At 66.8% G+C, this 10113-nt stretch carries 12 protein-coding genes; 6 read left to right on the forward strand and 6 right to left on the reverse strand.

Annotated features, from left to right (window positions below; all coding sequences use genetic code 11):
* The first annotated feature begins 98 nt into the window (after nucleotides 1–98).
* Nucleotides 99–230: a hypothetical protein gene (locus ACZ7SW_RS46550; protein ID WP_470236799.1), complete on the forward strand. Its 132-nt coding sequence runs from the start codon at nucleotides 99–101 to the stop codon at nucleotides 228–230.
* A gap of 217 nt (nucleotides 231–447) precedes the next feature.
* Here ACZ7SW_RS46550 and ACZ7SW_RS46555 read toward each other — a convergent pair whose 3' ends face one another.
* Nucleotides 448–651, reverse strand: coding sequence for a hypothetical protein (locus ACZ7SW_RS46555; protein WP_470236800.1), 204 nt, complete (start codon nucleotides 649–651; stop codon nucleotides 448–450).
* Here ACZ7SW_RS46555 and ACZ7SW_RS46560 point away from each other — a divergent pair.
* From ACZ7SW_RS46560 to ACZ7SW_RS46570, 3 genes are read left to right on the forward strand one after another with little or no spacing between them, the layout of a single operon-like run.
* Nucleotides 646–1365 (forward strand): C40 family peptidase, encoded by a 720-nt coding sequence (locus ACZ7SW_RS46560; RefSeq protein WP_470236801.1) that lies wholly within the window; start codon nucleotides 646–648, stop codon nucleotides 1363–1365. The two genes, ACZ7SW_RS46555 and ACZ7SW_RS46560, sit on opposite strands and share 6 nt — an antisense overlap.
* Before the next feature lie 43 nt (nucleotides 1366–1408).
* On the forward strand, nucleotides 1409–3244 hold the full coding sequence (locus ACZ7SW_RS46565) for a type IV secretory system conjugative DNA transfer family protein (RefSeq protein WP_470236802.1): 1836 nt from the start codon (nucleotides 1409–1411) through the stop codon (nucleotides 3242–3244).
* Complete coding sequence (locus tag ACZ7SW_RS46570) at nucleotides 3241–3843, forward strand: hypothetical protein (RefSeq protein ID WP_470236803.1); 603 nt, start codon at nucleotides 3241–3243, stop codon at nucleotides 3841–3843. Before ACZ7SW_RS46565 ends, ACZ7SW_RS46570 begins: the two co-directional genes overlap by 4 nt.
* Before the next feature lie 155 nt (nucleotides 3844–3998).
* Here ACZ7SW_RS46570 and ACZ7SW_RS46575 read toward each other — a convergent pair whose 3' ends face one another.
* Nucleotides 3999–4826 carry a Scr1 family TA system antitoxin-like transcriptional regulator gene (locus tag ACZ7SW_RS46575; RefSeq protein ID WP_470236804.1) on the reverse strand — a complete coding sequence of 276 codons (828 nt, stop codon included), beginning with the start codon at nucleotides 4824–4826 and terminating at the stop codon, nucleotides 3999–4001.
* Between the two features lie 49 nt (nucleotides 4827–4875).
* Nucleotides 4876–5160 (reverse strand): HC3 family zinc finger protein, encoded by a 285-nt coding sequence (locus ACZ7SW_RS46580; protein ID WP_470236805.1) that lies wholly within the window; start codon nucleotides 5158–5160, stop codon nucleotides 4876–4878.
* Nucleotides 5161–5489: 329 nt separating this feature from the next.
* On the opposite strand from ACZ7SW_RS46580, the gene ACZ7SW_RS46585 reads away from it, so the two are divergent.
* The gene (locus ACZ7SW_RS46585) at nucleotides 5490–6221 is read left to right on the forward strand and encodes an XRE family transcriptional regulator (RefSeq protein ID WP_470236806.1); all 732 of its coding nucleotides are present in this window, start codon (nucleotides 5490–5492) and stop codon (nucleotides 6219–6221) included.
* Nucleotides 6222–6235: 14 nt separating this feature from the next.
* Nucleotides 6236–6712, forward strand: coding sequence for an NUDIX hydrolase (locus tag ACZ7SW_RS46590; RefSeq protein ID WP_470236807.1), 477 nt, complete (start codon nucleotides 6236–6238; stop codon nucleotides 6710–6712).
* Here the strand turns inward: ACZ7SW_RS46590 and ACZ7SW_RS46595 are convergent.
* The 3 genes from ACZ7SW_RS46595 to ACZ7SW_RS46605 all read right to left on the reverse strand — a co-directional run.
* Nucleotides 6700–7251: an HD domain-containing protein gene (locus tag ACZ7SW_RS46595; RefSeq protein WP_470236808.1), complete on the reverse strand. Its 552-nt coding sequence runs from the start codon at nucleotides 7249–7251 to the stop codon at nucleotides 6700–6702. The genes ACZ7SW_RS46590 and ACZ7SW_RS46595 overlap by 13 nt on opposite strands.
* A 165-nt stretch (nucleotides 7252–7416) precedes the next feature.
* Nucleotides 7417–7956, reverse strand: a complete 540-nt coding sequence (locus ACZ7SW_RS46600) for a tetratricopeptide repeat protein (protein WP_470236809.1) — start codon at nucleotides 7954–7956, stop codon at nucleotides 7417–7419.
* A 490-nt stretch (nucleotides 7957–8446) separates the two neighbouring features.
* Nucleotides 8447–10113 (reverse strand): IS481 family transposase (locus ACZ7SW_RS46605; protein WP_470236810.1); only part of this gene is annotated, 1667 nt, incomplete at its 5' end.

Genomic DNA, 10113 nt, shown 5'->3' on the forward strand with positions numbered 1-10113 from the left:
AACTCGTCGGGCACCAATCGTCGCGACAACTCGTCCATCACAAGTCATGATCATGCTCGCACCTCAACCGCCATCCAAGTGAGACACGCTCTAAATGCATGGCCGAAGAACCCGACTACCAGTTGCCCGGCGAAACCGTCGAGCACGACGCCCGCGCCGACGAAGACCGTCTGACGGACGACCATCTCCGGTCCGAGGACGACGACTTCGGACAGAGTCTCGGATACTGATCGTGGCCAGGACGCGTATGCTTCAGCGGGCCCGATGAACCGCCAAGGGAAAACCGTTGCCGGGGTCGTCGCGGGCATCGTGGTGGTGCTCTGCGGGTTCCTGCTCGCAGTCGCGATGGTCGCCGGCGTCCAGCCGGGAACAGCCATCGCCGCATCCGGCTGCGGGTCTCCATCCGGCGGGACTGGACGAATCGTCCGCGATCCGCCGGACGCCGAATCAACCGACATCGCCCGAACGATCGTCGGCGTTGTGCAGCAGCGACGGCTTCCCCGCCGGGCTGCCGTCATTGCCATCGCGACCGGTCTTGTCGAGTCCCATCTGCACAACCTCGATCATGGGGACCGCGATTCCCTTGGCGTATTTCAGCAACGACCCTCTCAAGGCTGGGGGAGCCGCGCGGAAATCCTCAATCCCGTGCACGCCACGAACACCTTCCTCGACCGACTGGTCGCACTTCCTGGATGGGACGCCCTGCCTCCCGGGAAAGCAGAGCAAGCCGTGCAAAACAGCGGTTTCCCCGGCCGCTACGCGCCCCGAGAGCCCGAAGCAGTCCGGATCGTCGCCTCAATCTGGTCAGGCCCAGACAACCCGGTCCCGCACGCCACCGGTGAAAGTGCGTCGATCACCTGCGGAGACGACGGCAAATCCGACGTCCCGCTCCCGCCCGGCAACGACCGCAAAACCCGGATGCCTGATGGATTCACCCTTCCCTCGGATCCGAAGCAGAGGGCTGCAGTCGGGTACGCCGCGGCGCAGGCGGGGAAGCGGTACATCTGGGGCGGCAAAGGCCCGGACGCGTTCGACTGCTCGGGCCTCATGCTCGCCGCGTGGGCCGCCGCCGGCGTCGGCATTCCCGCTTCCACGCTCGGACAGGTCACCGCCGGGCACGCTGTCCCCGACCAGTCCCAGTTGCAACCGGGCGACCTGGTGTTCATCCCCGGAGCGCTCGGCACGCCCGCACGGCCGCGCCACGTCGGCATGTACGCCGGAGCCGGGCTGATTGTCGACGCCTACGACGAGCAGCACGGCGTGATCGTCGAGCGCCTCGCCGATTGGGCTGCACGCATCGTCGTCATCCGCCGGGTCGTCGATCCGGCTACGCCCTCCCCGCCGCCAGGAGGGAGCCCGCGCTGATGACCGAGCGCGCGATCCCTCCCCGCACGGGAGGACCGCCACAGTGCCCCGCCGCCGTTCTGAACTTGCCGGTGCCGACCGCGACATCGTGCTCGTCGCGCTGCTCGCCGGAGTCGGGCTGATCGCTTGCGCAGCGGTCTTCGCCCTGACCGCCGCGGCGACGCTGACCACCGGATTCGCCACCGACACCTGGGCCTGGCCGCCCGCGCCACGCATGCTCAGGCTCGCCGCGCAGGTCGTCACCGACCCCGTCCATCCCGCTGCCGCGTTGACCGATCCGTGGGCATACGGCGTTTCCGGGCGAGAACTGGCTTTCTACGCCTACGCCACGGCCGTGGTGATGGTGCTGGCGAGTTTGACCGTCGGCGTTTCCATCCCAGCATGGCGTCGGCTCGCCCCCGCTCGCCCGGGCCACGCCAGCCGGCTCCAAGTCCGCCGCACCCTCACGCCCGCAGCCGCCCGCCGCACTGCCGCATGGACCCGGCCCGACCTGACTGCCGCGCAACGCCGACGCGTCCCGGTCACGGAGATCTCCGCACCGCTGCCGCGCGGACCGTACCGGGAGCGCCTCGTCGTCTCGCTGGAGACGCCGACCGGCACGATCGCCCCGACCCGCTCCGGCAAATCCCGCACGGACCTTGTCCACAAAGCACTCGACGCGCCCGGTGCGTTGTTCGCGTCCACCACCAAGAACGACCTCGCCGAATGGTGCCTGCTCGCGCGTTCCCGCCGCGGCCACGGCGGCACGGCCTGGCTGCTGGACATGACCGGAACAACTTCCTGGCCCCGCCACGTGCGATGGAACCCCATCGCCGGTTGCCACGAACCCGCTGTCGCGCTCCGCCGTTCCGAAACCTTGATCACGACTTCCGCGCTCGGGCTCCAGGACGTCGGCGGCAACGACGCCGTCTTCCGCGGCCGCGCACGGATCGTGCTGCAGGCGTACCTGCTCGCTGCCGCCCGCCACCACCGCCGGATCGACGATCTCATCACCTGGGCCCTGACCAAGCCCGCCGACCAGGAACCGGCCGAGCTGCTGCAGCGCGACTTCCCGCAGCTGGCGTACAACCTGCGCTCGGAGACCGGCATGGTGGCCGAGACCGCCGACGCGGTGTGGATGAGCGTGCGCCGCGCGCTGGAACCGTTCATGGACCCCGGCATCCGCGAGTTCTGCACCCCCGGCGGGGAGGACCCGTTCGACATCGACACGCTTCTCGACACCGGCGGCAGCGTGTTCGTCATCGCCGGTCAGCATCAAGCCCCGCAGGCCCGGCCCGTGCTGAGCGCTTTCGCCGAAGAGTTCCTCAGCCGGGTCCAGGAACGCGCCCTGCACCAGGAACACCGCCGCAACACACCGCCGGCCACCACGATCCTTGATGAACTCTATGAAGCCACCCCGGTCCCGCGACTGCCCGGATTCATCTCCGACATCGCCGGCCGCGGGGGACCCATCCACTGGTCTGCCCAGTCACGCGGGCAGCTCGACGAGCTCTACGGCGAGCACGGCCGCAAGACGCTGATCGACAACACACTCACACTGTCGGTCTTCCCCGGCATCAAAGACGACCAGACGCTCGAGTGGCTCTCCACCATCAGCGGGCAGCACCGCCGCCGCACCTACCAGCATCACGCAGACGGCCTGCTCAGCACAGGCCGCGGCTCGATCGGCAGCGAAGACACCCCGACCTACCGCCCCGGCGACATTCACACCCTCGACCGCGACCGGGTGCTGATCCTGCACGGCAATCTCAAACCGATCCTCGGCCGCACCGTCGACGTCACCCGACGTCCCGACTGGCCCCAGATCGAAGCCGACGTCGCAGCCATCCGCGCCGGGAACGCCCAGTGCGAACTCGACCGCATCCAGGGCTGCGAATGAACGTCGACGACGACATCCCTGTCCCGGAAGACGAGGACGACGGTCCGCAGCGCAGCGAAGCTGAGATCGCCGCCATGGTTGAACGGCTGTGGTCCGCGGCCCAAGGTCACGAAGCGCGTATCGAACATCTGCACGAACGGCTTCGCAAGCTCGAAGTCCAAGACGAATCAGACCCGCAGCATCTCGCTCGCTGGCTTACGTTTCCCGCGCCGCCAGCCGCTGAAGACCCTGCCCGCCAAGGCGAAACACCGTTGTTCACCATTGCGTGCTTCGTGCAGTACTACAACGAGGTCTACGTCGGACGGCCCGGCAGCCGCGCCGTCGCGATACCCGACTGCTGGCTCAACCACCCTGCGCTTCTCGCCGAAATCGCGACCCTGACCTACACCTGGCGCGCCGCTCACCTCGGCCGGCAAGCGAGCGTTCGCGACGCCCAGTACTGGCACGACCGATGGCGACCCGCGTTCGCTGAACGTCTCGCGACCGAATGGACTCACCCGCACTGTCTCACCGCGACGCACAAACAGGTCGGTTCGGGTGACCTGAAGGATCGGTACACCATCGAAGCGAGGTCTTCGTCCCAGCGGTCTTCCGACTGACTCGACGCACAGACGGAGTTGCAAAGCTTCATCGGCAGTCGTGTTACGAGGGGCCGGTGCTCCGTCGGGGCAGCACGGCGCACCGGCCCTCGGCCCGCCTGGCGCGTAGGCGGGTCATCCGTGCTCCAGGGAGGAGCAGCACGGAAGCGTTGGGATTACGCCGAGCGGAGCAGGCGGACTCCATGCTTTGCTGCATACTCGTCCACCAGCATCCGAGTATCCATTTTGGACAACGAGACGCTCTCCAGCTCTTCGAGTACGTCGCTGTAGCTCCCGTCGTCGGCTATGAAAACAGCGGCACCGTAGTTCGGAACGTGGACAAAGGACCCGCTGTTGGTGCGGTACAGCGTGAACGCGCCCAGGAGGCCGGAATGTCCACGGGCGGCCTTCGGGACAACGCGGATGCTGACCGGCGAGGTTGGCGCGGCCAGCCTGGCGAGGAAGCTGAACTGCTGAGTGACACTTTCTGGCGATCCGGTCATGTGCGCGAACGCGGTTTCGCTGACGTATGCCGTCAGTTGCCTTGAATGGACGACTTGCCGGTGTTCCGCGCCGAGTTCTCCGATGAAGTGGACTTCGGCCTCTGACCTCCCCGCAGCGGTCAGTGCTTCGCGTTGGTAGTCCACGTGCTGAGCGAGGTCGGGTATCAACAGCGGGTGCCAGTCGGCCACGGATTTGGCGGTGGTTCCGCAGTCGGCGAGCATCGCGTAGCGGTCGTAGGCATAGTCGCGGCCCATGATGACAACCTCGGACGCAGTCAGTCTTGCCAGTGCGAGAACGCGGCGCTTGTCGCTGCCGTCGACACCGAGCGCGCCCAGAATGTAAGCGACGTGGATGGCCGGTGCGGCGCGCAGGCCGAGTTCCCAACCGGACAGCCTTGCTGGCGGGACTCCGATCTTTCGGGCAAGTTCGTTGAGGCCCCATGACGCTCGTTCCCGCGCGGCGCGCAACGCGGCTCCGAGCAGCGTCGCACGCGTGCTCACCGCCATCGAACCTTTGCTCGTTCTCATCGCGATTTAGCCTTCGCAGTTGTCATCGCCGCCGCCTCCGCTTCGACTTCAGGGATCGGTCAGCGGACCTGTTCGGGAGGCTCCAGCCCTGTTGTTCGCGGTAGGCCGCGTCGCAGGGGAGGCACTGCGTCGGTATGCAACGCGCCCGGCGTTGCTCATGCGGTGCGAACGCTGCAGGAGCTTCCTGGCCGCAGAGCATGGTGATGTGTTCACCTGGCGCGGGGACGCTCGTGAGACGCGCGCGGTGCCACACTCCGTCGATGACCGGATGGACATGCTCGAGGTAGATGAAGATCAACGCCGCCATTGACGACCGCTCCTCTCGTTGCCGGGCAGTCGCGCAACAATCCTCGCGCCTCGCGATACGGAGTTAAGATCACGAAGCAGCGAGCGGAACGGATCCGAAGCACCCTTGCGGCCCAACGGAAACACCCAGACCCGGAGCAGCCATGAGCAGAACACCAGGAACATCGCTACCTCCTGCCTGCGACCTGCGGCGGTTTTGCTGTGCTGGGCTCAGAAAACCCCAATGCGAAGGACGTCGACACCGCGCTTGCAGGACTCTTGAGAACGGCCTGGGCGGTTGAAACGTCCCCCGGGACGTTTCCAAACGTGCTAGCCCAGAGGAGGGATTTTATGGCGAACGACCGGCTTCGCACCGCCATGCTCGCGGCGAACCTGACCATCGAGCAGTTGGCCGAGCGAGTCGACGCGCACCCGAAGACGGCAGAACGCTGGATCCGGGACGAGGTGGTGCCGCATCGAACGACCAGGCACCGGGTGCTCGCCGTGCTGGAGGCACGCGAAGCCGACCTTTGGCCGTCCCTCAACGGCGGCGCTCGGCCGGCGCCTTCCGAAACCGAGTTCGTCCATCTGTACCCGTCGCGCTCGGCCATTACGGGGGCAGCCTGGCAGGAACTTCTCGCGGGCGTCCAGGACCAAATGGACGTTCTGGTCTTCTCCGGGGTATTCCTGGTCGAACAGTACGACCTCGTGCCGTTGATCCGAAAAAAAGCTCAAACGGGCGTCCGTTTCCGGCTCCTCGTAGGCGACGAGAAATCGGCCGCTGTCCAGCAGCGTGCGATCGACGAAGGCACGCCTCGTGGTCTCGAGGGACGCATTCAGCTGATGCGCCGATACCTGGCCGAGGTGGCGGAACTCGATGGCGTCGAAATTCGCACGCACGGCACCACTCTGTACAACTCGATGTACCGCTTCGATGACCAGCTTCTGGTGAACCCGCATGTCTACGGAGCGCTGGCCGGCCAGAGCCCCGTCCTGCAGTTTAAGCGCCATCCGAATGGGACTGTGTGGGACCATTACCTGAAATCGTTCGAACAGGTGTGGCGCTACGCAGAACCGGAGTAAGGGAAAGAGTAGTCATGGCCAGGATTGATTACGTCGACGACCCGGCGGCTCCGGCTGCGAACAGCGTCGTCCCGTCAGTCACTGTGGTGATCCGCAACGATCGAGGCGAGGTCCTTCTGATCCACAAGATCGACAACGACCTGTGGGCGCTGCCCGGCGGTGGGCACGACATCGGCGAGACCATCACGCAAACCGCGGTGCGCGAGGTAAAAGAGGAGACCGGGCTGGACGTCGAAATCGTCCGGCTCACCGGCACGTATACGAACCCGCGGCATGTGATGGCCTACGACGACGGCGAAGTGCGCCAGCAGTTTTCGCTGTGCTTCGAGGGGCGGGTCACCGGCGGCCAACCCCGCGAGGACGGAGTGGAGACCAAAGCGGTTCAGTGGGTCGACCCGTCGCGGCTGGAAGCACTCAGCATGCATCCTTCGATGAGGATGCGGATCGCGCACGCCCTAGACCCTGACAGGCTCCAGCCTTACCTGGGCTGAGCATCGTCCAGGCGGCTCTCCGTGCGTTCGACAGCCTCGCGCATGACAGGTGCGGCGACGAGCCAAGCCCGGTGGACCGGGTCGGACGCGGGATAGCGGGAGAGGATCTCCGAAATTCTCTCGTTGTAGGAGACCCGCTCTCCGCTGGGGCCGACTGTCAGGTCAGCGGTGACCAGCGCGTCCAGGAGCGGGGTGTCTCGGAACGAGAATTCCGCGAGCTGGTCCGCCATGCCCCTCTGCTCTGCTTCGAACCTCGCTCCGGAGTGATGCGCGACGAGATTGACCACCACGTCAGCCCAGCCGTTGGCCTTGAGATACCTCGCACCGTCCAACGGGTGAAACCGGGTGTGCCCGATTTCCGGCGAGTAACCGATGTCGTGCAGCCAGGCCGCGGCGACGAGCGTCGGCCGTTCGGACTCGTCAACCGCACCGCCAAGCTCCTGCGCACGACTCGCGACGGCTTGTACGTGGTCCCATCGCCGCCCGAGCGGCTTGACGAACCTCTCGCAGAGCTGCCGCGCTCCGGTCACGGATTCCATGACCTTCAACGCTACCGGTCGGCGTGGCTCATGCGCTTGCCGGATCCGAGAGAGAGTCAGTTCATCATGCGTTCGAGGAACGTGTGGGATGGCCAGCGCATTCTGTTCGGAGTGCCGCACCGCCTCTCGAGTGACGAGCAGCCTGGCATTCGGCCGCGGGCAATTCTAGTTCCGCAGAGTACGCAACAGTGCATTAACCACACACTGACACTCTTCGCGTCCGGGCTGGTCTCCCAGCCAACGGCCGAACCCGAGAAGTGCCACGGGGCCGCCGTCGGCGATTGCGTCGAGCCATGCCTTGTCGGCTTCGGCTTCGCGTCCGGGCTGCTCACCCAGCCAGAAAAGGAAATCGAAGATGGCCGAAGGGTTGTCGACTGTGATGGCGTCGCGGAACACCTGTTCGGCTTCGTCCTCGCGTCCTGGCTGATCTCCCAGCCACTCGGCGAGCGCCACGACCTCCGCGGCGGTTCCACCGGAGCTGGCGTTGCGCAAGGCTCGTTCGGTCTCGTCTTCACGACCAGGTTGATCCATCAGCCATTCGGCCAACAGGTAGCGCGCGGCGGGGTGACCGGCAGCGATGGCGTCCCGACATGCCCGCTCGGCAGCGTCCAGGTGGGCCTGCACGGTGTTTTCTTCACGATCGCACCGCACTACCAGCCATCTGGCTAGCGCAAAGAGCATCTCGGCGTCATCGTCGGCGATCATGTCCCGGCACGTCTGTTCGGTCTCGGCCTCCCGGCAGGGCTGCGCGTCCCACCATTCGGCGAAGGGACGGACGGCTTCGGAGTTGCCACCTGCGATGGCGGTTCGGAAGGCCTGTACAGGCTCGTCCGTCCTGTCAGGTTGCCTCCCGAGCCAACAGGCGAACGCGCGGAGCGCGTCGGGGTCCCCGCCGGCTGCTGCGTCCCGGTGGGCCTGTTCGACTTCGTGCTCACGTCCAGGTTGATGCTCAATCAAACTGGCAAGCTCGGTAAGCGCGCCAGGGGTGCCAGCCGCCCGAAGAAGAGCCTCGCTGTCGTGGAAACAGCCGCGAGCCGACGCTGCTGTCAACGGTCAGTTTGTTCTCCCCGTAGGCGGCCAGATGTTGTCCCCACTGGTGTGTGGTTCCAGGAGTTCGTTGACTGGTTGGCTCCAGGAGATGCTTGACGGGCGCCGGGACATGGTTGACGGTTCGGGGTTCGTGACGGTGCGGGGATCAGGTGGCGACGCTGTTGGCGTGGGAGCGGAGCCGCAGGATGGGTTTGGTGGTCTTGCGGGCGTGGGTCGAGAGTTCGATGTCGTTGTGCAGCACCCGGAACACGGTGTCCTCGATGACGACCGTGACGGTCTTGCCCACGTGGGGCCGGCCGACACGGAGGCGCTGTCCCGCGACCATGGTGATCCCGTCGGCCGGGACTTTCCTCAGCGCGCGCAGCGGAGGCGCCGGCGGTGGCGGGAGCGGCGAGGTGGCCGCGCGGGCCCCGCTCACCGTGCCGCGGGCGCCAGGTTCGATCGGCGATGGCAGCGTCTTGGCCAGCTTGCCCGCGGCCACGACGTGCATGAGGTGCCCGTCCAGGCGCAGGGTGACCTGCTGGCCGGCCAGGTGCGCGGCGAGCAGGACCCGCTTCCCGCCGATGTTGACGTTGCCGTCGCGGCCCACGGTCCGTTCGACCTCGACCACGGAAGCGGTGACCACCTTCCCGGCGGAGGTGCCGGGTTCCGGACCGGCGGGACGGGCGCTGCGCAGGCGAAGGGTGGCCAGGTCGTCAGTGGACAGCCGTGACGGGCGGGTGCGGATGAGTTCGCCGTCCAGGACCACGTGGATGCTGCGGTGGTCGGCCCAGACGATGACCGGACGCCCGGCCAGTGACTGGTTGAACTTGACCTGCTGGTTGCCGGGCAGGCACAACCGGCCGCCTGGTGAGATGACCATGTCCAGCTCCACTGCCGCGGCATCCGGTTCATTGCGCGCCGAGGCTCGCCGGGTCGCCGGAGGCACCACGGGCGCCGGTTCCGGTGCTGCCACTCGGGTGAGCCCGCGAGCCGGACGGAACAGCGAGGCGGGGGTGGACATGCCCAAGGACTGGTGCGGCCGGTCGTGGTTGTAGGCGTGGGCCCACGCCACGATCGCGGCCTGAGCCGCTTGCAACGACTCGAACGGCCCGCACTCGTCCAGCAGTTCCCGGCGCAGACTTTGGTGCCAACGCTCGATTTTTCCGGTCGTCGTGGGCGAGCGGGGTTTGGTCAGCCGGGCGGTGATGCCGTTCTCCCGGCAGATCTGTTCGAACAGCACCTCCGCGGGAAACGGCTTCGTGAACCGCCCGGTGAACTGCTTTCCATTGTCTGTCAGCACTTCCGACGGGACGCCGTAGCGCGCCATCGCGTCGGTGAACGCCTGGCACACGGCTCGGCCGGACGGCTCGACCACGACCTGGCTGATCACGACGAACCGGGAGTGGTCATCGATCCCGGTCACCAGCTTGCATTCCCGGCCATCGGCCAGGAACACCCCGCCCATGATGTCCAGCTGCCACAACTGCATCGGCGCGTCCCGCTGCCAGCGCCGGTACTTGCGCCGGTGCTGCTGCTCCTGCGGCTCGACCAGGTTGTTGCGCACCAGCACGCGATAGACCGTGGTCCGGCCCGGCGCCGGCGATATCCCACGCCGGCCCAGCTCATGGGCGATGCGCCGCGGACCCCACCGAGGATGCGACCGACGCAACTCGCACACCAGCGCCTCGACCTCGGCGGACAGCCGGGTCGGGGAGGTCTTCGGCCGCCGCGACCGCTCCACCAGCCCCTGCTCGCCCTCGGCCTCGAACCGCTTGAGCCAGGCATGCACCGACTGCCGCGACGTCCCGAACTGCCGTGCCACCTGCGCGA

Source organism: Amycolatopsis sp. NPDC114484 (assembly GCF_055633755.1).